This is a genomic window from Hymenobacter nivis (assembly GCF_003149515.1).
Classification (GTDB): domain Bacteria; phylum Bacteroidota; class Bacteroidia; order Cytophagales; family Hymenobacteraceae; genus Hymenobacter; species Hymenobacter nivis.
This window is the reverse complement of record NZ_CP029145.1, coordinates 1,649,653-1,672,674: the sequence shown is the minus strand read 5'-3', so window position 1 is coordinate 1,672,674 and position 23,022 is coordinate 1,649,653. Positions and strand designations below refer to the sequence as shown.

Annotated in this window: 20 protein-coding genes; 7 read left to right on the top strand and 13 right to left on the bottom strand. The window is 63.7% G+C overall.

Annotation, left to right across the window (positions count from 1 at the left end; translation table 11 throughout):
• Positions 1-11: 11 nt before the first annotated feature.
• Positions 12-3,458 (bottom strand): pyruvate carboxylase, encoded by a 3,447-nt coding sequence (locus DDQ68_RS07315; protein ID WP_109655707.1) that lies wholly within the window; start codon positions 3,456-3,458, stop codon positions 12-14.
• A gap of 431 nt (positions 3,459-3,889) precedes the next feature.
• On the opposite strand from DDQ68_RS07315, the gene DDQ68_RS07310 reads away from it, so the two are divergent.
• The 4 genes from DDQ68_RS07310 to DDQ68_RS07295 all read left to right on the top strand — a co-directional run bounded on the left by DDQ68_RS07310 (position 3,890) and on the right by DDQ68_RS07295 (position 8,196).
• Positions 3,890-4,606: an SDR family NAD(P)-dependent oxidoreductase gene (locus DDQ68_RS07310; protein WP_109655706.1), complete on the top strand. Its 717-nt coding sequence runs from the start codon at positions 3,890-3,892 to the stop codon at positions 4,604-4,606.
• 100 nt (positions 4,607-4,706) lie between these two features.
• Positions 4,707-6,032: a cryptochrome/photolyase family protein gene (locus DDQ68_RS07305; RefSeq protein ID WP_109655705.1), complete on the top strand. Its 1,326-nt coding sequence runs from the start codon at positions 4,707-4,709 to the stop codon at positions 6,030-6,032.
• 57 nt (positions 6,033-6,089) lie between these two features.
• On the top strand, positions 6,090-6,719 hold the full coding sequence (locus tag DDQ68_RS07300; RefSeq protein WP_109655704.1) for a TetR/AcrR family transcriptional regulator: 630 nt from the start codon (positions 6,090-6,092) through the stop codon (positions 6,717-6,719).
• 172 nt (positions 6,720-6,891) lie between these two features.
• Complete coding sequence (locus DDQ68_RS07295; RefSeq protein WP_109655703.1) at positions 6,892-8,196, top strand: ABC1 kinase family protein; 1,305 nt, start codon at positions 6,892-6,894, stop codon at positions 8,194-8,196.
• Between the two features lie 77 nt (positions 8,197-8,273).
• Here the strand turns inward: DDQ68_RS07295 and DDQ68_RS07290 are convergent, their stop codons facing one another.
• The 9 genes from DDQ68_RS07290 to DDQ68_RS07250 all read right to left on the bottom strand — a co-directional run bounded on the left by DDQ68_RS07290 (position 8,274) and on the right by DDQ68_RS07250 (position 17,512).
• Complete coding sequence (locus DDQ68_RS07290) at positions 8,274-9,011, bottom strand: phenylalanine-4-hydroxylase (protein ID WP_109655702.1); 738 nt, start codon at positions 9,009-9,011, stop codon at positions 8,274-8,276.
• 260 nt (positions 9,012-9,271) lie between these two features.
• On the bottom strand, positions 9,272-10,276 hold the full coding sequence (gene aroF / locus DDQ68_RS07285; protein WP_109655701.1) for a 3-deoxy-7-phosphoheptulonate synthase: 1,005 nt from the start codon (positions 10,274-10,276) through the stop codon (positions 9,272-9,274).
• A 17-nt stretch (positions 10,277-10,293) separates the two neighbouring features.
• Positions 10,294-11,070 carry a tryptophan synthase subunit alpha gene (gene trpA / locus DDQ68_RS07280; RefSeq protein WP_109655700.1) on the bottom strand — a complete coding sequence of 259 codons (777 nt, stop codon included), beginning with the start codon at positions 11,068-11,070 and terminating at the stop codon, positions 10,294-10,296.
• A 133-nt stretch (positions 11,071-11,203) separates the two neighbouring features.
• Positions 11,204-12,412, bottom strand: a complete 1,209-nt coding sequence (trpB, locus tag DDQ68_RS07275) for a tryptophan synthase subunit beta (RefSeq protein ID WP_109655699.1) — start codon at positions 12,410-12,412, stop codon at positions 11,204-11,206.
• A 48-nt stretch (positions 12,413-12,460) separates the two neighbouring features.
• The gene (locus tag DDQ68_RS07270; protein WP_109655698.1) at positions 12,461-13,156 is read right to left on the bottom strand and encodes a phosphoribosylanthranilate isomerase; all 696 of its coding nucleotides are present in this window, start codon (positions 13,154-13,156) and stop codon (positions 12,461-12,463) included.
• A gap of 19 nt (positions 13,157-13,175) precedes the next feature.
• Positions 13,176-14,006 carry an indole-3-glycerol phosphate synthase TrpC gene (gene trpC / locus DDQ68_RS07265; RefSeq protein ID WP_109655697.1) on the bottom strand — a complete coding sequence of 277 codons (831 nt, stop codon included), beginning with the start codon at positions 14,004-14,006 and terminating at the stop codon, positions 13,176-13,178.
• Between the two features lie 128 nt (positions 14,007-14,134).
• Positions 14,135-15,130, bottom strand: a complete 996-nt coding sequence (trpD, locus tag DDQ68_RS07260) for an anthranilate phosphoribosyltransferase (RefSeq protein WP_109655696.1) — start codon at positions 15,128-15,130, stop codon at positions 14,135-14,137.
• A gap of 197 nt (positions 15,131-15,327) precedes the next feature.
• Positions 15,328-15,897, bottom strand: coding sequence for an anthranilate synthase component II (locus tag DDQ68_RS07255; protein ID WP_109655695.1), 570 nt, complete (start codon positions 15,895-15,897; stop codon positions 15,328-15,330).
• Between the two features lie 181 nt (positions 15,898-16,078).
• Positions 16,079-17,512, bottom strand: coding sequence for an anthranilate synthase component I family protein (locus tag DDQ68_RS07250; RefSeq protein ID WP_109658354.1), 1,434 nt, complete (start codon positions 17,510-17,512; stop codon positions 16,079-16,081).
• Between the two features lie 382 nt (positions 17,513-17,894).
• Between DDQ68_RS07250 and DDQ68_RS07245 the strand changes: the two genes are divergently transcribed.
• Positions 17,895-18,797, top strand: a complete 903-nt coding sequence (locus DDQ68_RS07245; RefSeq protein WP_245897365.1) for a dienelactone hydrolase family protein — start codon at positions 17,895-17,897, stop codon at positions 18,795-18,797.
• Positions 18,798-18,876: 79 nt separating this feature from the next.
• Here DDQ68_RS07245 and DDQ68_RS07240 read toward each other — a convergent pair whose 3' ends face one another.
• A complete protein-coding gene (locus tag DDQ68_RS07240) occupies positions 18,877-19,614 on the bottom strand; it encodes an SDR family oxidoreductase (protein WP_109655694.1) in 738 nt (245 codons plus the stop codon).
• 119 nt (positions 19,615-19,733) lie between these two features.
• Here DDQ68_RS07240 and pncA point away from each other — a divergent pair, with 119 nt between their 5' ends.
• Entirely contained in the window at positions 19,734-20,351 is a 618-nt protein-coding gene (gene pncA / locus DDQ68_RS07235) for a bifunctional nicotinamidase/pyrazinamidase (protein WP_109655693.1), read from the top strand.
• A gap of 165 nt (positions 20,352-20,516) precedes the next feature.
• On the opposite strand, the gene DDQ68_RS07230 is transcribed toward pncA, so the two are convergent.
• Both DDQ68_RS07230 and DDQ68_RS07225 read right to left on the bottom strand, forming a co-directional pair.
• Entirely contained in the window at positions 20,517-21,629 is a 1,113-nt protein-coding gene (locus DDQ68_RS07230) for a glycoside hydrolase family 43 protein (RefSeq protein WP_109655692.1), read from the bottom strand.
• A 145-nt stretch (positions 21,630-21,774) separates the two neighbouring features.
• Positions 21,775-22,419, bottom strand: a complete 645-nt coding sequence (locus DDQ68_RS07225; protein ID WP_109655691.1) for a methyltransferase domain-containing protein — start codon at positions 22,417-22,419, stop codon at positions 21,775-21,777.
• Positions 22,420-22,493: 74 nt separating this feature from the next.
• On the opposite strand from DDQ68_RS07225, the gene DDQ68_RS07220 reads away from it, so the two are divergent.
• Entirely contained in the window at positions 22,494-23,015 is a 522-nt protein-coding gene (locus DDQ68_RS07220) for a GNAT family N-acetyltransferase (protein WP_342767442.1), read from the top strand.
• Positions 23,016-23,022 lie beyond the last annotated feature (7 nt).

Sequence of the window (23,022 nt, the reverse complement as noted above, 5' to 3'; positions counted from 1 at the left end):
TAACCCAAAGCTTACTCTGTCGTCAGCACCAGGTCGTCGGCTTGCACGCGGGTGCCCACGGGCAGGTCGATGCTGGCCACGGTGAGATCCTGCGAGGCAGTGATGGTGGTTTCCATCTTCATGGCCTCGATGACGAACAGCGGCGTGTTGCGTGGCACGGTGGCCCCGGCCTTCACCAGCACCTTACTGAGCAGACCTTGCAGCGGCGCGGCAATCTGGCGGGGACTGCCTTTGTCGGCCTTCGGGTTGCTGACTTTGGTGACGGCCACGGCCCGGTCGCGTACTTCCAGGTTACGGGTTTGGCCGTTGAGGATGAAAAACAGCGTGCGGCATCCTTCCTCGTTCACGGGCCCGATAGACTGTACGCTCACCAGCACCGACTTACCGCGGGCAATTTCCACGATGGTTTCCTCGCCCAGCTCCAAGCCGTAGAAGAACACCGGCGTGGGCACCCGGCTCACGTCGCCGTACTTCTCGCGGTGAGCCCAGTAATCAGCGAATACCTTGGGGTAGAGCAGGCTGGACAGCAAATGGGTGAAGCGCCCGCCGGGGTGGCTCTCCTGAAACGCGGCCCACTCCTTATCGAAATCAATGGGGGTGAGGTGGTCGTTGGGGCGGTCGGTGAAGGGCGTTTCGTTGCGCAGCACCAGCTTTTGCAGCTCGGCGGGCCAGCCGCCCTCGGGCTGCCCAATGTCGCCGCGGAACAGCTCGCGCACCGATTCGGGAAAGCTCAGCGTTTCGCCTTTTTCCATCACATCGGCCGGGCTCAGGTTGTTGCTCACCATAAATAAGGCCATGTCGCCCACAATTTTGCTGCTGGGCGTCACCTTCACGATGTCGCCGAACATCAGGTTCACGTCAGCAAAGCGCTGCTTTACTTCCTCGAATTTGTCGGCTAGGCCCAGGGCCGCCGCCTGGGGCCGCAGGTTGGAGTACTGGCCGCCCGGAATCTCGTGCTGGTACACTTCCGACGTACCCGCTTTCAGGCCCGACTCGAACGGGTAATAATGCTCGCGCACGGTCTCCCAGTAGTTGCTGAACTCGTTGAGCGAGGCCTGGTCGAACTCGCGGTGGCGGGGCGTGTGGCGCAGCATTTCCACCGCTGAGTTGAAGTTGGGCTGCGAGGTAAGGCCCGAGAGGGCCCCCAGCGCCACGTCAATCACGTTCACGCCCGCCTCCACGGCCTTGAGGTAGGTGGCGGCTTGCAGGCTGCTGGTGTCGTGGGTATGCAGGTGGATGGGTAGCTTCACCGTATCGCGTAAGCCGGCAATCAGCTCGGTGGCGGCGTAGGGCTTCAGCAGCCCGGCCATATCCTTGATACAGAGGATGTGGGCCCCGGCGTCCTCCAGCTGCTTGGCCAGCTTGAGGTAGTAATCGAGCGAGTACTTGGTCCGCTTGGGGTCCATAATATCGCCGGTGTAGCAGATGGCGGCCTCGGCCAGGCGGTCGGTTTTACGTACGAAATTAATGCACGATTCCATCCCTTTCATCCAGTTCAGCGAGTCGAAAATGCGGAACACGTCCACGCCCGTTTCAGCCGCCACCTGCACAAATTTCTCCGTCAGGTTGTCGGGATACGCCTTGTAGCCCACGCCGTTGGCCCCGCGAATCAGCATTTGGAGCAGGATGTTGGGCACGGCTTCGCGCAGGCGGGCTAGGCGGGCCCAGGGGTCTTCGTGTAGGAAGCGCAGGGCCACGTCGTAGGTGGCGCCGCCCCACACCTCCAGCGAGAAAGTTTGGGGGTGGCGCTGGGCGTAGGCGCGGGCCACCTTCAGCATATCGTAGGTACGCATGCGGGTGGCCAGCAGGCTCTGGTGGGCGTCGCGTAGGGTGGTGTCGGTATAGTGCACCAGCGGCTCGGCGCGCAGCCACTCGGCAAATTTCTGGGGCCCCAGCTCGTCGAGCTTCTGCTTAGTGCCAGGCGCGGGCACGGCGTCGGCGTCGAAGTGCGGCAGGCGGGGGAGGCGCAGCGAGGGGCGGGGGGCCTCGCGCACAGCAGCCGGCACGTCGGCGTTGCCGTTTACCACCACGTCGCCGATGAAGTGCAGCAGGCGTGTGGCCCGGTCGAGCCGGGTCTCGAACTTGAACAGGCTGGGGTGGTCCTTGATGAAATCGACGGTGGCGCGGCCGGCCTGGAAATCGTCGTCGGCCACAATATTTTTCAGGAACTGGATGTTGGTGCGCACCCCGCGCACCCGGAATTCTTCCAGCGTGCGCAGCATCTTGAGGGCCGCGCCCGCCAGCGTAACCGAGTGCGTGGACACCTTCACCAGCAGCGAGTCGAAAAACGGCGACACCACGGCCCCCGGGTACACCGAGCCCTCGTCGAGCCGCACCCCGAAGCCGCCCGCCGAGCGGTAGGCCACAATCGTCCCGTAGTCGGGCTTGAAGTCGTTGGCCGGGTCTTCAGTCGTCACGCGGCACTGGATGGCGCAGCCGATGCGCAGCACCTCCACGCCCTCGCCCAGCCCGATTTCGGGCGATTCGAGCGGGTAGCCGGCCGCGATGAAGAGCTGGGTTTTGATCAGGTCGATGCCCGTAATCATCTCGGTCACCGTATGTTCCACCTGAATGCGGGGATTCACTTCGATGAAGTAGATGCGGTCCTCCTCGGGGTTCACCAAGAATTCCACCGTGCCCACGTTATCGTAGCCCACGGCCCGCCCAATGCGCAAGGCGTACTCGTACAAGAGATGGCGCTGGTGCTCGGGCAGGTTCAGGGCCGGGGCCACCTCTACCACTTTCTGGAAACGGCGCTGCACCGAGCAGTCGCGCTCGTACAGGTGCACGAGGTGGCCGTGCTGGTCGCCCACGAGCTGCACCTCGATGTGCTTGGGCCGCTCCACAAATTTTTCCAGGAACACCGTATCGTCGCCAAAGGCATTCAGGGCCTCGTTGCGGGCCTCAAAAAAGCCTTTTTCCAGCTGCTCATCGTCGCGGATGACGCGCATGCCGCGGCCGCCGCCGCCGCTGGCCGCCTTCAGCATCAAGGGGTAGCCGATGCGCTGGGCCTCGCTTTTGGCCGTCTCAAAATCTACCAGATCGGCCTGGCTGCTCTCAATTTGGGGCACTTGGCACTCCAGGGCCACGGCCTTGGCGCGCACCTTGTCGCCGAGGGCCTCCATCACCTCGGGCCGGGGCCCCACGAAGATGATGCCCTCCTCGCGGCAGCGGCGGGCCAGGGTGGCGTTTTCGCTCAGGAAGCCGTAGCCGGGGTGGATGGCGTTGGCGCCGTTGGCCTTGGCCACGCGCAGCAGCCCTTCAATGTCGAGGTACGGCTTCAGCGGCTCGTCGTCGCCGCCGATCTGGTAGGCCTCGTCGGCCTTGTAGCGGTGCTGCGAGTAGCGGTCCTCGTGGGTGTACACGGCCACCGTGGGGATGTTGAGCTCGGTGGCGGCGCGCAGCACACGAATGGCGATTTCGCCCCGGTTGGCGACGAGCAGCTTGGTGATTTTCATACGGAGGAGCGGTTGACTAGCCGGCGGATAAAGCTACGGCCGGGGCCCCACCCGTGCCGCTCCCGCCGCACAAATCGCGCGGATTTATCCAATTCACCGGGGCCCGCGCCGCCCGTAATCGGCGCCAAACAATCCATTTGCCCGCTCCGGGCCCGCCTTATGCAACTGGCCGCCCCATAAAAAACAGGGGCCCCGGGGCCGATTTGTAATTACCCAATCGCTACTCCGCCGTGAATCCTGGCCAGCATTTCACCTGCTAATTACGGGGTCAGCAGAAACGAATTGTCGGTTCGTGCCCAATTTATCCTCTGGAATGCAATTGCGCTGCACGACTACCAGCCCCGCGCGCCGGGCGCCGAAGCCGCCCCAGGGCCCAAACCTTCGGTCCCCGAAGCCGTTGTCACTCCGTCTTCAACGTCCCATCAGTTTTCATGAATTTTAACGACAAACACCTCCTCATCGTCGGCGCTTCCTCCGGCATCGGCTTGGCTACGGCCACGCTGCTCAGCGGCCTGGGGGCCCACCTGCACACGGCTTCCCGCCACCTGTCGCCCGAGTTGGCAGCCTTGAACACCAACCACTTCGCCTACGACGCCACCCAGCCCGTGGGCACGGCCTTTGACCACCTACCCGAGACCCTGCACGGCGTGGTGTACTGCCCCGGCAGCATCAAACTACGCCCCTTCGAGCGTATTCCGGCCGAAGACTTCCAGGCCGATTTTGACCTGAACGTGCTCGGGGCCGTGCGCGTACTGCAAGCCACCATGAGGCGCTTGAAAAAAGCCGAAGGCGGGGCGTCGGTGGTGCTATTCAGCACTGTGGCGGCCGATACGGGCATGAGTTTCCATGCTAGCATCGCCACTGCCAAGGCCGCCGTGGAGGGCTTAACGAGGGCCCTGGCCGCCGAGTACGCCGCCAGCAACGTGCGCGTGAACTGCATCGCGCCCTCGCTCACCAACACGCCGCTGGCCGCCGCCCTCCTCAGCACGCCCGAAAAGGCCGAAGCCGGGGCCAAGCGCCACCCTCTGCAGCGCATCGGCCAGCCCGAGGATTTGGCCTACACTGCCTCGTTTCTGCTGTCCAACCACAGCAGTTTCGTCACCGGCCAGGTGCTGGCCGTAGACGGCGGCATGGGCAAACTGAAGTAAGTCTTTGGTTGAATTTTAGTTATTTGTTGGTCATTGTTAGTTGTCAGCAAATTGACAATGACCAACAAACAACTGACAACGACCAATAAATAACCAAGAAATGAAAATCTGCTTGTTCTGGCACCGGCGCGACTTGCGCATCCACGATAACGTGGGCCTGGCCGGGGCCCTGGCCAGCGGCCTGCCGGTGGTGCCACTGTTCATCTACGACCGCGACATTCTCGACCACTTGCCCAACAAGGCCGATGCCCGGCTCACCTTCATTTTCGACCAGGTGGAAGACCTGGCCGCAGAAACGGAACAGGCCGGCGGCACCTTTTTGGCCCGCTACGGCCAGCCGCTGGCGGTGCTGGAGCAGCTGGTGCAAGACCTTGACATCGGCGCCGTGTACACCAACGAGGACTACGAGCCCTACGCCCGCGAGCGTGACGAAGCCGTGGCCCAAATGCTGCAAAAGCACGGCACCGAGTTTCGTACTTATAAGGACCAGGTAGTTTTTGCTAAAGATGAGATAATGACTAAATCGGGCACCGTGCCCAAGGTGTTCGGGGCCTATTTGAAGACCTACCTGGCCCAGCTGACGGACGAGTTACTAGCCCCGGCTCAGTCAAAGCCGGCCTTCAAAAAGGCGCACCTGCACCACCTCCCCGCGGCCCAGGCGGGGCCCCGGCCCACGCTCGAAAGCATGGGGTTCGCGCGCAGCGGCGAGCGCACCACGCCCGCCCAGCTGCCCCGCGAAGCGGTAGTGCGCGACTACCACAAAACCCGTAATACGCCCGCCAACGAGCACGGCACTACCCGCGAATCGGTGCACTTGCGCTTCGGCACCCTCAGTGTACGCGAGGTAATGAGCCAGGCGAAGGAGCTGAACCCCAAGCTACTGTCGGAAATCATCTGGCGCGATTTCTTCATGATGCTGCTCTGGCACTTCCCCCATACCGCCACCGAGAGCTACGACCCCAAGCTACGCCGCGTGCCCTACCGCAACAACGAGGAGGAGTTCCGGGCCTGGTGCGAGGGCCGCACCGGCTACCCGCTCGTGGACGCGGGCATGCGCGAGCTGAACGCCACCGGCTACCTGCCCAACCGCGTGCGCATGACCGCGGCCGGCTTCCTCACCAAACACCTGTTCATCGACTGGCGCTGGGGCGAGAAGTACTTCGCCGACAAGCTCTTCGATTACGAAATGGCCAACAACGTGGGCAACTGGCAGTGGATGGCCGGCACCGGGGCCATCGCCGCCCCGTGGTTCCGGGTGTACAGCCCCGACAGCCAAATCGAGCAAGTGGACCCCCACCGCGAGTACGTGCGCCACTGGATACCCGAACTGGACACCAAGCAGTACCCTGCCCCCATCGTGGAGCACAAATTTGGCCGCGACCGGGCCGTAGAAGCCCTGCGCAAAGCCCGCCAGGAAGCCGGCTAGCCCTAGCGTTAATTGTCAAAACCCGAACCGTTCGGGGCCCCCACGGGTTATCAGGCTATGGAAAAAGACCGCATCAAACAAGCCTACCTGGACTTCGTGCTCAACGAAGGCCACCCACCCGCGTCGGTGTTCAAGCTCACCCAAATGCTGGGCGGAGCCGAGGCGGAATTCTACCAGCACTACCCCAACTTCGAGGCCATTGATCGCGAAATCTGGGCCGACTTTGGCAAGCAGGCCCGCACCACCGCCGCCGCCGAGCCGGTGTGGGAAGGCTACGGCAGCCGCGAAAAACTGCTGGCCTTCTACTATACGCTGCTCGAAATCCTCAAGCAAAACCGCTCCTACACCCTCATGAGCCTACGCCGCTCGCTGCACCGCATGCCGGGCATCTCGCCCCGCGTGCTCGACAATTTCCGCCAGGATTTTGAGCACTTCGTAATGGATTTGCTGACCGATGGCCGCGTGAGCGGCGAAATCGCCAACCGCCCCATCGTACAGGACGGCTACCCGCGCTTCTTCTGGCAGCAGGTGCTGTTCGTGCTCGGCTTCTTCGCCAAAGACGACACCGTAAACTTCGAGCGCACCGACGCCGCGGTGGAAAAAGCCGTGACGCTCAGCTTCGACCTCGTGGGCCGCAACACGCTGGATTCAGCTTTCGATTTCGTGCGGTTTTTGGTGCGGCGCTAATTAATTCCCAATAATTAATTACTAGAAAAGAACGTCATGCTGAGCCTGCCGAAGCATCTCTACCACGCAAGTAATTAATTACTGCCACAGGAGAGATGCTTCGGCAGGCTTAGCATGACGTTCTTTTTTACAGCTTTTCGATTAAAGTTTTAATTATTAATTAATAGAATAAATGTCCGCCGACCAACCGCTTACTTCCCTGCCCACCACCAAAGTAGCCCGCGCTGCCCGTTTCGCCCGCACTGGCCTGAACGTAGGGGCCAACTACGTAAAGCACTACGCCAAGAAAGCCGTCGGCGCCGAATCATCGATGGAAGATCTGCACACAGCCAACGCCGCCGAGCTGTACGGGGCCCTGAGCGAGATGAAGGGCTCCGTACTGAAGGTGGCCCAGATGCTGGCGATGGAAAAGAATATGATGCCCACGGCCTACTCTGACCAGTTTGCCCAGGCCCAGTACCAGACGCCACCGCTCTCGGGGCCATTGATTGTCAAAGCGTTTCGGGATGCGTTCGGGAAATCGCCGTTCCAGGTGTTCGACGAATTTGAGCCGGCGGCACGGCAGGCGGCCAGCATCGGCCAGGTCCACTTTGCCCGCCAGGGCGGCCGCGACCTGGCCGTGAAGGTGCAGTACCCCGGCGTAGCCGCCAGCATCAAATCCGACATCAACCTGGTGAAACCCATTGCCTTGCGCGTGATGGGCCTGAGCGAAACCCAGGTGCGCCCGTACCTCGAAGAGGTAGAGGCGCGCCTGATTGAGGAAACCGACTACGCCCTGGAGCTGCGCCGCGGCCAGGAAATTGCGGCCCGCTGCGCCCACCTGGCGCACCTGCAATTCCCGCGCTACTACCCCGCGCTATCGAGCCCCCGCATCCTCACCATGGACTGGCTGCCCGGCCAGCACCTCAAGGAATTCCTGGCCACGGGCCCCAGCCAAGCCGTACGCAACCAGCTTGGCCAAGCCCTGTGGGATTTTTACCAGTTCCAGCTCAACGAGCTGCGCCAGGTGCACGCCGACCCGCACCCCGGCAACTTCCTAATGCGCGACGAAGACGGTGGCACACTAGGCGTACTCGATTTTGGCTGCGTGAAGGACGTGCCCGCCGACGTGTACCACCAGTTCACCACGCTGCTAGCCCCCGAAACCTTCGCCGACGAAACCCGCCTGCGGGCCTTGCTCACCGAAGCTAACGTACTGCGGGCCAGCGACCCCGTCCCCCTGCAGGCCCTGTACCTACGCACGCTGCGCGCCTCGCTGGAGCTCGTGGGCCGGCCCTTCCGCCAGCCCGTGTTCGACTTCGGCGACCCGGCTTATATGGCCGCGCTTTACACTTTGGGCGACGACCTGATGGCCGACCCCGAGTTGCGCCAGCAGCGCGAGCTCCGCGGTTCGGCCCACTTTATCTACCTCAACCGCACCTACGTAGGCCTGTTTTCCCTACTCACGGAGCTGAAGGCGGAAGTACGCACGGCGTAACGGCCGACCAGGAAACCAAAGCGCCGGGCCCCCTGCTGTGTGGGGGCCCGGTGCTTTTGCATATAAGCCGTTCGCTATCAGGCAGCAACGCGGTGCGGTACGGGCACCAGCACGCCAGCCAGTTCGGCGGCGCAGTCGGCCAGTTCTTCCCAGGCGGGCAGCACAAAGTATTGGTCTTGGAAGCGGGTGCCCAGTACCGACGTGCGCCGCACCGTCTCCACATCAAAGGCGGGGCGCGGCGTGGCTTCGTTCACGCAATGGTGGATTTCGCCGGCCGACGATAGTAGTCCGGCGCCATACAGATGCGGCTTGCCCTCGTGCAGCACCAGCCCAAACTCGGCCGTAAAGAAGTATAGGGCCCACAGTTCGCGGCGGGCCACCGCGTCGTCGGGGCACAGGGCCCGGGCGGCGAGGCCCAGCGTGTGCAGGAAATCGGCGAAATGCGCGTCGAGCAGCATGGGCACGTGCCCGAAAAGGTCGTGGAACAGATCGGGCTCGGGGCTGAAGTCGAAGTCGCGCATCGGCCGGATGCGCGTCATCACCGGGAACTGCCGCTTGGCCAGCAACTTAAAGAACGCTTCGGTCCCCAGCGCCTGCCCCACCGGCACCAGCTGCCAGCCGCTGAGCCGGGATACCTCGGCGCTCAGCGTGAGCAGATCGGGGATGGCCTCGCGGCGCAACCCGAGCTGGACCACGGCGGCCCCGAAGGCGGGCACGGCGCGCCGGTGCAGCAGGGCCGTCTGGCGGTCAAACAATACCTTCCAAACCAACTGGTCCTGGGGAGAATAGCAGGGGGCGCGGAATTGCGTTAACATAGCTGAATACTTGGTGGGTGGGGCGAAAAAAAGCCCGAGTTCCTGGCGGAATCGGGCTTTCGTAGGGTTTTCAGGAAGAAGCAGGTTTCATGCTTCGTGTTTCCATTGTACCGCGCGTGGCCCGACATTGCCCTGCTTAGGGCAATTAATCATTAGGCGGACGTGTTTCGCGGTTTGGAGATTCATAACTAGGACGAAGATAGAAACAATCCGGGAATATTCAATTTATTCCATCAAACTTTTTTAGGCTCCCCGGGGCCCTATTCCAGCTCGCCGCGCAGGGCGTACACCCGGCGCAGGTTACGAATCAAACGGCTCGACTCGGCAAAGTTCAGCGTCTGCTGGCCATCGGAAGCAGCCGTTTCCGGCGTTTCGTGGGTTTCGTAGAGGATGCCATCGGCGCCGGCCAGCACGGCGGCTAGGGCCATGGCGGGCACGTAGTCGCGCAGGCCAATGCCGTGGCTGGGGTCCACCACCACGGGCAGGTGGGTTTTCTCCTTGAGAATGGGCACCGCGTTCAAATCCAGTGTGTTGCGGCTGGCTGTTTCGAACGTGCGGATGCCCCGTTCGCACAAAATCAGCTTCTCGTTACCGCCCGAAAACACGTACTCGGCCGACGAAAGCAGCTCCTCAATCGAGCCCGAAATACCGCGCTTGATGAGCACCGGCTTGTCGACGCCGCCCAGGGCATCGAGCAGGTTGTAGTTCTGGGTGTTGCGGGCCCCCACCTGGAACACGTCCACGTAGTCGTGCATCTCCTCGACCTGCGACACCTGCATTACCTCGGTCACAATTTTGATGCCCCGAGCCCGGGCCAATTGATGGAATAATCGAAGACCGTCCATGCCCAAACCACGAAACGCGTAGGGTGACGACCGCGGCTTGAACACGCCGCCGCGCATCAGGCGCACGCCGTTTTCGAGCAGGTGGTCCATCACCTTTTCCATTTGGGCCTCGCTCTCGATGCTGCACGGGCCGGCGCACAGCGCCAGGCTGCCCTCGCCAATGGTCACGCCATCGCCCAGGTCAATAACCGTGGGCTTAACCCGCCACTTGCGGCTAACTAATTGATAGTCATCCGATACCTGGTGCACATCGCGCACGCCCGGCAACTGGCCAATGGTGCGAATGTCGAAATCTTTCTTCCCAATGGCTACCAAATAGTGCGCGTGCTGGGTCGTAACGTCGGTGGTTTTGTAGCCCTGCTCGGCCAGGTGCGCCGCCAGGGCGGGCACGGAGGCCTGGGGTTCGAGTTGGAGAATCATGCGGGTGGGTTGGGGACTTAATTCTTGATGCTGGCGACGAAAGCGGCGGCGGCGGCCGGCGCATCCGAAGCCCCTTCAAGGGCCTGGATGAGCGCCGAGCCGATAATGGCGCCGTCGGCATGGACGCAGGCACGCTGGTACGAGGCTTTGTCGGCAATGCCGAAGCCGATGAGGCGCGGCGTTTTCAGGTCCATCGCCTCGATGCGCCGGAAGTAGTCGTCCTGCACGGTGGTGTCGGCCGGGCCGGCGCCGCCGGTGGTGCCGGGGCCCGACACCAGGTAGAGAAAGGCCTCGCTGATGCTGTCGAGGTGGCGAATGCGGGCCTCGCTGGTTTGGGGTGTGATGAGGAACACTGGCCGCAGGCCGTGGCGGCGAAAAGTATCGGCGTACTCTTCCTCGTATTCGGCCACTGGCAGATCGGGCAGAATCACGCCATCCACGCCCGCCGCGGCGGCCTCGCGGCAGAAATTTTCGACCCCGAATTGCAGCACCGGGTTGAGGTAGCCCATCAGCAACACCGGCGTGTCGGGCAGAGCGGTGCGCAGGGCCCCCAACTGCCCAAACAGTGTCTTGAGATTCATGCCGTTGGCCAGAGCCAGCGTGCTGCTATGCTGAATCACGGGCCCGTCGGCTATGGGGTCGGAAAACGGCATGCCGATTTCCAGCATGTCGGCGCCGGCGGCCACCAAGGCCCGGGCCACCGGCAGCGTATCGGCGAGAGCGGGGTAGCCGGCGGTGAAGTAGATATTGAGCAGGTTTTGCTTCTGCTCGAAGGCGGTTTGGATGCGGTTCATTCGCGCAAGGTTTTGCGAGGTTAAAATAGGTTTCGCTTAGGAAAGCAGCCTTAAATTATTTCACTCAAATCAACTCAATCAGCCACGTCGCGGCGTTCAGCGAGACCTGTTTTAACTTCGCTAAACCTTGCGCTTAGATTAGCTTGTCGAGGTTTTTCATGTAAGTATCCAAGTCCTTGTCGCCTCGGCCGGAGAGATTGACCACCACCACGTCGTTGGGGCCCGCGCCGAGCTGGCCGAGGGCAGCTATGGCGTGGGCCGTTTCCAAGGCCGAAATAATGCCTTCAAGGCGGGCGCATTCTCTCACGCCGGCCAGGGCCTCGTCGTCGGTGATGGCAATGAAGCGGGCGCGGCCAGTGGTGCCCAACCAGGCGTGTAGGGGCCCGATGCCGGGGTAGTCGAGGCCCGCGCTGATGGAATAAGGCTCGGTAATCTGGCCGTCGGCGTCCTGCATCAGCAGCGTGCGGCTGCCGTGAATGATGCCCGGCGTCCCCAGCACTGACGTGGCCGCCGAGTGCCCCGAGTAGATGCCGTGGCCGGCCGCCTCCACCGCCACCAGCTGCACGCTAGGCTCGTCGAGGAAGTGATAAAACGCGCCGGCGGCGTTAGAGCCCCCACCCACGCAAGCTACTACGTAGTCAGGTAGTTCAGAGCCAGTTTTTTCCAGTAGTTGCTTGCGCATTTCCTCGCTGATGACGCTTTGCAGGCGCGCCACCAGGTCGGGATATGGGTGGGGCCCTACCACCGAGCCGATGATGTAGTGCGTGTCAATGGGGTTGGCGAGCCAGTCGCGGATGGCCTCGTTGGTAGCGTCCTTCAGGGTTTGGCTGCCGCTGACGGCGGTACGCACCTCGGCCCCGAGCAGGCGCATGCGGGCTACGTTAGAGGCTTGGCGCTCAATATCAACTGCGCCCATATACACCACGCAGGGCATACCCATCAGGGCGCACACCGTGGCGGTAGCCACACCGTGCTGGCCAGCGCCGGTTTCGGCGATGATGCGCGTTTTGCCCAGGCGCTTGGCCAGTAGAATCTGGCCCACCGTGTTGTTAATTTTGTGGGCCCCGGTGTGGCACAAGTCTTCGCGTTTGAGGAAAATGCGAGTGTTGTATTTCTCGGATAGGCGCTTAGCCTCGAACAGCGGCGTGGGCCGGCCCACGTAGTCGCGCAGCAGCTGCTCGTACTCGGTACGGAAGCTCTTGGAGGCCAGGATTTCCTCGTACTGCGTGCGCAGCTCTTCCACGTTCGGGAACAGCATTTCGGGCACAAATGCGCCGCCGAACTCGCCGTAGTAGCCGCGGGCCGTGGGGGTTCGGTAAGAAGTAATTGCAGCAGGAGTCATGGTAGAAGAAGCGGTAACCCGCTCATTTAGTTGCAGATAAATATGAAGCTACGCGGCGGCGTTCCTGGCCCGGCCCAGTCCGTCCAGGAACGCGGCTACCCGGGCGGGGTCTTTCACGCCGGGGGCAATTTCGAGGCCACTGTTCAAGTCGATGCCCACTAGGCCGGGTAGTTGCAGGTTGCGGACGACGGCTGCGTGCTCGGGGCGCAGGCCGCCGGCCAGTAGGTAGGGTACGGGCCAAGGGTAGTTTTCCAGCACGCGCCAGTCAAACACCCGGCCGTTGCCGCCCGGCGCCGGGCCCTGAGCGTCGAAGAGGAAGTAGTCGCAGTGCGGCACGTAGGGCCCCAGGGCGTCGAAATCGAAATCCTCCCCCACCCCAAACGCCTTGATGACCCGCAGGCCGGCCGCCTGCAGCTCGGCGCACTGCGCCGGGGCCTCGTGGCCGTGCAGCTGCACGAAGCTCAGGCCGAAGCGGCCCGCGGTGGCCAGCACCTGCGCGGTAGCCTCGTTCACGAACACCCCCACCCGCTGCACGCGGTCGGGCAGGCCGTGCACCGAGTCGGGCGTGAGCACTTCACCCACGTAGCGCGGCGAGGACGGTGCGAAGATGAACCCCAGAAAGTCGGGCTCCAGGTCTGCTACGGCGGTCAGGCTGGCGGCCTCGCGCATGCCGCACACCTTCACCAAGAGGCGCGAAGGCAGGTCGGACGGCGCGGCTGACTGCGAAGGTGCGGAGGTTTGCATGAGCTGGGACAGAATTAGGTTAAGCCAAAACCGGCGCGGGGGCCCCGGCCAACGCGGCCAGCTCCTGCACCAGGACGGCACAGGCACGCTCGGGCCGGCTGTGGCGCATGAAGGTTTCGCCCAGCAAAAAGCCCTGGTAGCCCGCGCCGCGCAACTGCTCGATGGACTTGGCCTGGCTAATGCCGCTCTCCGACACCTTCACAAACCCGGCCGGAATGGCCTCAGCCAAGCCCAGCGACGTGTCCAGGTTCAGGGTGAAATCGTGCAGGTTGCGGTTGTTCACGCCCACTAGGTCCACGGCGTCGGGGTGCAGGCTGCGGGCCAGCTCGTCGCCGTCGTGCACTTCCAGCAGCACCTCCAGGCCCAGGCTTTTGGCGAGGCGGCCCAGCGTCAGAATTTCAGCGGGCTCAAGCACGGCCGCGATGAGCAGTACTACGTCGGCCCCTACGCTGCGGGCTTCGTGAATCTGGTACTCGTCCACCACAAAATCTTTGCGCAGAATGGGGCAGAAGTTGAAGCGCCGGGCCGTGGTCAGGTCCTCGTTGCTGCCGCCGAAAAACTCGCCGTCCGTCAGGATAGACAGGCCCGCGGCGCCGGCCTGCATGTAGCCCAGCGTGGTGCGCTCCACTGGCGCGTAGCGGTTGATCCAGCCCTGCGAGGGCGATTTGCGCTTGAACTCCGCGATGAGGCCGCTGCTGCCCGGGCGCTGCAAGTAGTGCCGCAGCGAAAGCGGCTGCGCCTGGTTGTAGAGGCTGGCTTCGAGGAACTTCAGCGGACGCAGCTCGCGGCTCACGGCCACTTCGCGGCGCTTGTGGGCCACAATACGCTCCAGGATGGTGGGGGTGCTCATTTTCAGTTAACAGTTAGCAGTTAGCAATTGTCGGTTGCCGGGGCCCCAGGCGGCCGTACCAAACAGCTACTCGTTTAAATTAAAGGTATTATCAGAAACAAGCCCTGAGGGGCCGTCAATGTTTGGGCCTACTGCGCCGCCAGCATCCGGACAAGAGCCCCGCGGGCGGCCCCCGAGTCGAGCGATTCACGGGCCTGGGCCAGCGCCTCGGGCCAGGCCAGGCCGGGGCGGGCGCAGCGCAGGGCCAGGGCAGCGTTGGCCGTCACCACGTCGCGCTGCACGGGCGTGGCCTGGCCGTCCATGATGTTCTTGAACACACCGGCGGCGGCGGCCACAGTGGGGCCCCCGGCCAGGTCGGCCAGGGTGGCGGCGTGCAGGCCCAGACCAGCGGGCGTCAGCAGCTGCTCGCCCTCGTAGCCGGTCACGACCTTGGCCGCATCGGTGAGCGAAAGCTCGTCGTAACCGTCCAGGGCGTGCACCACGGCGTAGCGGGTGCCGGTGGGCTGCAACAGGTAGTGGTACACGCGCTGCAATTCGAGGCTAAACACGCCCAGTACCTGCGCGTTGGGCCGGGCCGGGTTCACCAGGGGCCCCAGGATGTTGAAAAACGTGCGCAGGCCTAACTCGCGGCGCACCGGGCCGGCGTGGCGCATGGCGGGGTGGTAGGTTTGGGCGTGCAGAAAGCAGATGCCGGCCTCGTCGAGCTGCCGCCGCAGCCGACCGGGCCGGTCCTCAAAATCGACCCCGAAGTGCGCCAGCACGTTCGACGAGCCGCTGACCGACGACACGCCGAAGTTGCCGTGCTTGGCCACTTTCACCCCCGCCCCGGCCACCACAAAGCAGGCCAGCGTGGAGATGTTGAACGTGTTTTTGCCATCGCCGCCGGTGCCCACAATGTCCACCAGTTCGTGGGTACCCAACTCGGGGTCGCGGCACAGCTCTAGCAGCGCCTGGCGGAAGCCGCCCAGCTCGGCCACCGTGATGGGCCGCATCCGGTACACGGCCAAGAAGGCCGCCGTTTCGGCTGGGTTGGCCCCGCCCTCGCCCAGCTGGCGCATGGCGGCGTGGGCCTCGGCCTGCGTCAGGGGCTGCTGGTCAAATAGTTTGGTGAGAATCTCTTTCAAAATTATGGGTTATTTTCAGAACGTTACAAGAACAGAAAAGGGCGTCATGCTCATCTAACGTCCGCGCAACCGAAGCATCTCTACTGCGTAAGTAATTAATAATTGGTCAGCGGTAGAGATGCTCCGGTCCCTTGCTTGATGCGCAATATGCTCAGCATGACGCCCTTTTCTGTTAATTACACTTAAAAATATGGTGCCTACGCCAGCCAGTTCTTCAGCATGGCGGGGCCGTGCTCGGTGAGGATGCTTTCGGGGTGGAACTGCACGCCACGCACGTCGTAGCGGCGGTGGCGCAGGGCCATTATTTCGCCGCTGGCGTCGAGGGCCGTGACTTCCAGCTCGGCGGGCATCGTTTCGGGCTGCACGGCCCACGAGTGGTAGCGGCCCACCCGGAAGCGCGGCGGCAGGCCCCGAAATAGCTTTTCGTCGGCCACGGTCACGTCGGCATCCGTGGCCACGCCGTGCACCACGGCCGGCAGGTTGTAGAGCGCCGCGCCGAAGCTCTCGGCCAGCCCCTGGTGGCCCAGGCACACGCCCAAAATGCGCTTGGTAGGCGCATATTGCGCAATAATGCGCGGCATCAGCCCCGCCTCCGCCGGCAGCCCGGGGCCCGGCGATAGCAGCAGCGCGTCGTAGGCGTCCACGGCATCCAGGGTCAGCTTGTCGTTGCGGATAACGGTGGTGTCGGCCCCGTGCCCCAACTCGCGCAGCAGCTGCACGAGGTTGTAGGTGAAGGAATCGTAGTTGTCGAGAACGAGGATTTTCATTTCAGTTAACTTTTCTTTTCTGTCCCAATCAATTAAAATTGGTAGGCCGTCATGCTTATCTGGCGTCCGCGCAGCCGAAGCATCTCTACTGCTGAATTAATTCTGATTACTGCCGCGTGAGAGATGCTTCGGCTGCGCGGACGCCAGATGAGCATAACGTTTTTGGATGACGTTCGAACAATTACCGAACTGCCGCCGCCGCTTGCAGCGCTTGGCGCAGGGCCCCCAGCTTGTGGTGCACTTCCTGCAATTCGGAATTAATATCCGAGGCGGCTACTACGCCCGCGCCGGCCTGGAAGTAGAGCTGGTTGGCGTAGCTGAGGAAAGAGCGAATCATGATGGCGTGGTTGAAGCTGCCGTCGAAGCCGAGATGGCCCAGGGCCCCGCCGTAGTAGCCGCGGGCGGTGGGTTCCAGGCCGTCGATGAGCTGCACGGCGCGGTGCTTGGGGGCCCCGGAGAGCGTGCCGGCCGGGAAGGTGTCGGCCACCACTTGCAGCGTGTCGGTGCCGGGCAGCAGCTGGGCCGTGACGTGGCTGACGAGGTGGATGACGTGCGAGTAGAACTGGATTTCGCGCAGCGTGCGCACCGTCACGTCGGTGCCGTGGCGGGCTAAGTCGTTGCGGGCCAGGTCCACGAGCATCACGTGCTCGGCGTTTTCCTTGGGGTCGGCGGCCAGGCGCTGGGCGGCGGCGGTATCGGCGGCGTCATTACCTGTGCGGCGGTAGGTGCCGGCGATGGGGTACAGGCTGGCCTCGGGGCCCTGTACGCGCAGCTGCGCCTCAGGCGAGGAGCCGAAGATTTTATAGTCGCCGTAGTCGAAATAGAACAGGTACGGCGAGGGGTTGATGGAGCGCAGGGCCCGGTACACGTTGAACTCGTCGCCGATGAAACCTTGCTGGAAGCGCCGCGAAAGCACAATCTGGAACACGTCGCCGCGGTGGCAATGGCCCTGGCCCTGGGCCAGCCGCACCAGGAATTCGGCATCGGTCTGGTTGGTGCTTTCTTCCCCGCTCAGGGAGAAATCGAAGGCCGGCACGCCGGGGTTGCGCACCAGGTTTTCGAGGCGGTCGAGCCCGTCGGGGGCCGCTTCGGCGCCGTCGGTGCTGTGCTCAAAAATGTGCAGCTCCTGGCGGAAGTGATTGAAGGCGATGACGTAGCGGTACACGCCGTAGCGCATCGGCGGGATGTCGCCAGCTGGCACTTTATCCGGATTCAGCGTCACGTCCTCAAAGGCCTGCACGGCCTCGTAGCCCAGGTAGCCAAACAGGCCGGTGCTGATGAACGGAAACGCGGGGGCCCCGGCATCGGGCACGAAGCCGGCGGCGAAAGCGTGCAGGCGGGCCAGGGCTTCGCGGGGCTCGGCCAGGGTTTCGGTGGTGGCTAGGCCGTGGGGCCCCGTCTGGTGCAGCACGCCGCCGCGGCGCAGCTCGAAGGTGGCCAGCGGCTCGCACACGAGGTAGCTGAAGGCGTTTTGCTGGCCGTGGTAGTCGGCGCTTTCCAGCAGCAGACAGTTGGCGTAATGGTCGCGCAGGCGCAGGTACAGGCCCACGGGCGTCACAGTATCGGCGAGCAGGCGGCGGTGGCGGGTGCGGAGCTGGTGGGGTTGGGCGAGCATGAAAGGGAGCAAAGGCGGGTGAGGTAGGGCCCCGGCCGGATATGCAAAAAGCCCGGCTGGGGGGCCGGGCTCTTCGTGAAGTGTAGTAAAATCAAGCACTGATTTTACCGCGCGCACTGGCTGTCCGGTCCGGAAGTACGGAGCGGCCACCACCAAGCTTTTGCGGTAAATTGTGCGGTCATGATCAAAGTGCAGCGCCTGGCAACTGCTGGCGACGGTGCAAAGGTAAGCGCGGTTTTTAAATTACCAAACCAAGCGTGTAGCACCGGGCAGCCAGCGAAAAGCCGGCGGCCCGGCCAAATGCCGCGTCCTTAACAAACAATTGTCGTTCCGTTCGGCTTCTGGGGCCACCTCAGGTAATTCTCATTCTGATCCAACACCGATGAAACAGTTTTTCCTCGCCGCCGGGGCTGCCTTAGCCCTACTGGCCACCCCGGCCTTGGCCCAAAAAGCCCGGAAGCTCGCTCCGATGGCACCGATGGCCAGCTGCTGCGCCAAGCCCGTGGCCGCCACCGAAACCTTCGCCATGCTGGCTTCCAGCGAGGAATTCGTGAACAGCCACGATACGCCGCTGCCCTATACGTACGCCGGCGCAGGCGAAACCATTGCGTTCAAAACCTCGGACGGCATGGACGGTCACGGCTTCGAAATCAAGAGCGCCACGCCCAGCAATAAGTATTTGTTCGTGATTCATGAGTACTGGGGCCTAAACGATTACATTAAGAAGGAAGCCGCCCAGTACGCCCAGGAGCTGCCCGGCGTCAACGTCATCGCCGTGGATTTGTACGACGGCAAGGTGGCCACCACCCAGGCCGAAGCCGGCCAGTACATGTCCGCCGTGAAAACCGAGCGCGCCACCGCCATCCTCAAGGGCGCCGAGGCCTACGCGGGCCCCAAGGCAGCGTTTGCCTCCATCGGCTGGTGCTTCGGCGGCGGCTGGAGCTTGCAGGAAGCCTTGCTGGGCGGCAAGCAAACGGTGGGCTGCGTGATGTACTACGGCATGCCGGAGAAGAATGTCGCCCGCCTCAAGTCGCTGAACACCGACGTGTTGGGCATCTTCGCCACCCAGGATAAGTGGATCAACCCCGAGGTAGTAGCCCAGTTCCAGAAGGACATGGCCGCCGCCGGCAAAAAGGTGACCGTGAAGAGCTACGACGCCGACCACGCCTTCGCCAACCCCTCGAACCCCAAGTACAAGCAGGCCGATGCGGCCGATGCCCACAAGCTCGCCCTGGCCTACCTGAAAACGAAGTTCGCCAACGCCAAAGTGGCCAAGAAAGCGTAATCGGCTTTCCAACGTTTCAACAAAAGAGGCCGCTTGGATTGCTCCAGGCGGCCTCTTTTGCCTTTTAGGGCCCTGGGAGTTACCGGTTGTTCATGCGCTGAAAGGCGGCGTCCAGCTCAGCCCGCGAAGCCAGGCGCGACTGTTCCGAGGATCCGTAGCCGACCTCCTGCTCGCCGGCGGCGAGGCGAGCCATCACGGCGTCGGCAAAGGCGTCGAGGGGCTCGCCGAAATTGTGCAGGCCGGGCCCCCCGAGGTCGGTGTGCACGGCCGGGGGGATGATTTTGAGCACCTGCACGCCCATGGCTGCCAGCTCGTGCCGCAGCGTGAGGGTGAGCGAGTGCAGCGCTGCCTTGGTGGCGCAGTACACCGGCATCAGCGCCATGGGCGCGAAGGCCAGGCCCGAGGTGACGTTGATAACCGCCGCGCCGGACTGCTGGCGTAGGTGCGGCACGAGCAGCGTGGCCAGGTGGAGGGGCGCGTCGAAGTTAATGGCGATTTCCTGGCGGCGGGTTTCCCAGGCCACAGTTTCGTCGGTGAGGGGTAGGCGGTTCTGGATACCGGCGTTGTTGACGAGCACGTTCAGCGCCGGAAATTCGGCGGTGGCCCAGGCGGCCAGGGCGGCGCGGTCGGCGGCGTCGGCCACGTCGGCCACGCGGGTGTGCAGGCCAGGATGCTGCTGCTGGGCCTCGGCCAGCTTGTCGGCCCGCCGGCCGCACACGATGACGGTGCTGCCGGCGTGCAAAAAGCGCACGGCCAGCGCCAGGCCGATGCCGGAGGCGCCGCCAGTAATCAAAACGGTGTTGTGGGAAAGGTTCATAAGGATAGAAAGGGGCGGACTCTCCGCTCGGTTGGGCCCCCAACAAAGGGCCCCGCGGCCGGGTTTTGGCGCCGGGGCCCTACTTTTCGGGCCCCGAACCTTTCGCCCCTCCCCCGCCCATGAATGCCCTGCTGCTGATTGACGTGCAAAACGATTTCGTGCCCGGCGGCACGCTGGCCGTACCCGAGGGCAACGCCATCATCGCGCAGCTCAATGCGTTGCAGCCTAAGTTTGGGTTGGTGGTGGCGTCGCAGGACTGGCACCCGGCCGGGCACCGCAGCTTCGCCACGGCCCATCCGGGCCACGCGGCGTTCACCGAAATTGAGTGGCAGGGCCGCCCCCAAATGCTGTGGCCCGACCACTGCGTGCAGGGCACGCCGGGCGCGGACCTGCACGCCAGCCTGAACACAAACCGTGTGGAGGCCATCTTCCGCAAGGGCACCGACCCGGACATCGACTCGTACAGCGCCTTCTTCGACAATGGCCACCTAAAAGCCACCGGCTTAGGAGCCTACCTGCGCGGCCGCGACGTCACGCGGGTGTACGTGGCCGGCCTGGCCGCCGACTACTGCGTATATTTCACCGCCAAAGATGCGCTGGCCGAGGGCTTCGAAGCCGTGGTGCTGGAGGACGCCACCCGCGCCATTTCGGCCGCGGGCTGGCAGGCCGCCAGGCAGGATTTGCTGGACCTGGGGGCCCTGGTGCAAACCAGCCACGCCGGCCTGCGCGAGCCGTAAACGTCAATTACCCAGAGTAATAAAACTAAATATATTGCTATAGAATAGAACGGTCATGCTGAACGCAGTGAAGCATCTCTCCCGCGCCAGTAAATAATTACTGCTGCGGGAGAGATGCTTCACTGCGTTCAGCATGACCGTTTTTAAGCTGCTAACGATACCTTCTTACGGGGTGATGGTGACGATGCTGCCGTCGGGGTTGCGCTTGAGCTCGGTCACCTTCACGTTGCGCAGCCAGGTTTTGCCGCTGAGCTGGGTGTCGTGGTAGAATATGTACCACTTACCCTTGAACTCGATGATGGAGTGGTGCGTCGTCCAGCCTTCCACGGGCTTCATAATCACGCCTTTGTAAGTGAAGGGGCCGTAGGGCGAGGTGCCCACGGCGTACACCAGCAGGTGCGTGTCGCCAGTCGAGTACGAGAAGTAGTACTTGCCCTGGTACTTGTGCAGCCAGCCGCCCTCGAAGAAGCGGTGCTTACTGTCGCTGGCCAGCAGGGGCTTGCCGAGCGAGTCGAGGATAGTAATTTCCTTCACCGGGCCGGCGAAGTGCTTCATGTCGGGGCTAAGGACGGCCACCCGGGCCCCCACGGCGGGCCCGTTACCGTCGGGCTTTTTGTCGGGCGCGGCGGCGTTGTACTTGCCCGTGACCCAGCGCTGGAGCTGCCCACCCCACAGGCCCCCAAAGTACATGTAGGTCTTGCCGTCGGTATCGGCAAATACGGCCGGGTCGATGCTGAAGCTGCCGGCGATAGGCGCGGCCTCGGCTTTGAACGGGCCGGTGGGCGACGGGCTGGTGGCCACGCCGATACGGAACACGTCCTGCTTGTCTTTCAGCGGGAAGTACAGGTAGTAGGTGCCGTTCTTGAAGGCCACGTCGGGGGCCCACAGCTGGCGGCCAGCCCACGGAATATCCTTGGTATCGAGGGCCACGCCGTGGTCGGTCACCTTGCCCCCAATGCTATCGAGCGACAACACGTGGTAATCGCGCATGGCGAAGTGGTCGCCGTTGTCGTTCTCCGGAACACCCGCCTCGAAGTCGTGCGAGGGGTAGATATAAATCTTGCCGTTGAAGACGTGCGCCGACGGGTCGGCGGTGTAAATATCGCGCACCAGCGGCTGGGCCAAGTACTTTTTGCCGGTCGAATCGGCTTTCGCGCCGGGCGCAGCGGCACCGGTGGCAGCTTGTTGCTGGGCGGGTTGGCTTTGGCAAGCGGCAAGCAGCGTGGGCAGCGCCAGCAGCAGGGCCGGGCGGCGGAGCGTGAATAAATTGCGGAGCATGGGGCGGGATAAATCGTTGTTAGCGCAAGGTACACGCCCGTTTTTTGCCCTACCTATCGGTTTCGATGAGGATAGTTTGCAACGATATTTCACGCATTATTTCCCGGCACCAACCCCGCGTGGGGCCCCCAAACGGCCCGCCGCGCTACGCTACCGGGGCCCCCGCCGCCCGCGCCACCACCGCAAATAGCGGGTCGCCGACGCGGGGGCTACGGTCGAGCAGTTCAATAGCATCCCAGCCGTCGGCGGCCAGCAAAAAGCGCCGCACCAGGGCTAGATGGCCGCGGTCGTCAAGGGAGTGCCAGGCGGCGATGGCCTTGCTCGGAAAGCAGCGGTTGGAGAAGGTGACGACCAGCGGGGCCCCGGGCCGCAACACGCGGGCCAGCTCGCGCAGTACCGCCACGGGCTGGGTGAGGTAGTCGATGGACACGCAGATGGCGGCCCCATCAAACTCATTGTCAGCAAATTCAAGCGTGGGCTGCTGGTTGAGGTCCCGCACCGCGCGCTCGGTCAGGCGGGGGTTGGCGCGCAGTTCGGCGGCGTTCATGCCCAGGCCCGCCACGCGGCGGTAGGGCACGTCGGCGGGCAGGTGGCTCACCCAGCTGCTCATCAAATCGAGCAGGGCCCCACCGGCTGGAAAATACTCGCGGTAGAGCTGCGTGACGGCAGCAATGGCCGCGTCGTCAATGTGCGTGACGAAGCGCGGGGCCTGGTAAAACTGCGCGTCGGGGGTTTCGTCCTGGCGGCGGAAGGCTTCGGGCGGGAGGGCGTGGGCGTCGTTGGGGCTCATAAGTCGGGGCAGTGGCTACAGGCTAAACGGCCGTGGGGCCCCCGGGGGTTGCGCCGGCCAGCTACTTTTACGCAGTGATACCCGCCCCCACCCTTCGCCCCGCCACCACCGCCGACGTGCCCGCACTGGCCGCCCTCATCAACGATGCCTACCGGGGCGAGGCCTCGCGCCAGGCCTGGACCACCGAAGTGCACCTGCTCGACGGCCCGCGCACCGACGAAACCGCGCTGCACGAGCTGCTGGGGGCCCCAGGCGGCGGGTTTTTACTGGCCGTGGGGCCCGGCGGGCAGCTCGTGGGCGGCGTGTACTTACAGGCACAGGGCCCCGGCCTCTACCTCGGCACGCTGGCCGTGGCCCCCGCGGCGCAGGCGCACGGCCTGGGCCGCCACCTGCTCGAAGCCGCCGAAGCCCAGGCGCGCCAACAAGGCTGCACACACCTGAAAATCACCGTTGTATCAGCTCGTACCGAGCTGCTGGCCTGGTACGAGCGCCGCGGCTACGGACGCACTGGTACCACCGAGCCGTTCCCGGCCGGCACGCGCTTCGGCCGCCCCCGCCAGCCGCTGACGCTGGTGGTGCTGGAGAAACTGGTGTAGCCCCCGG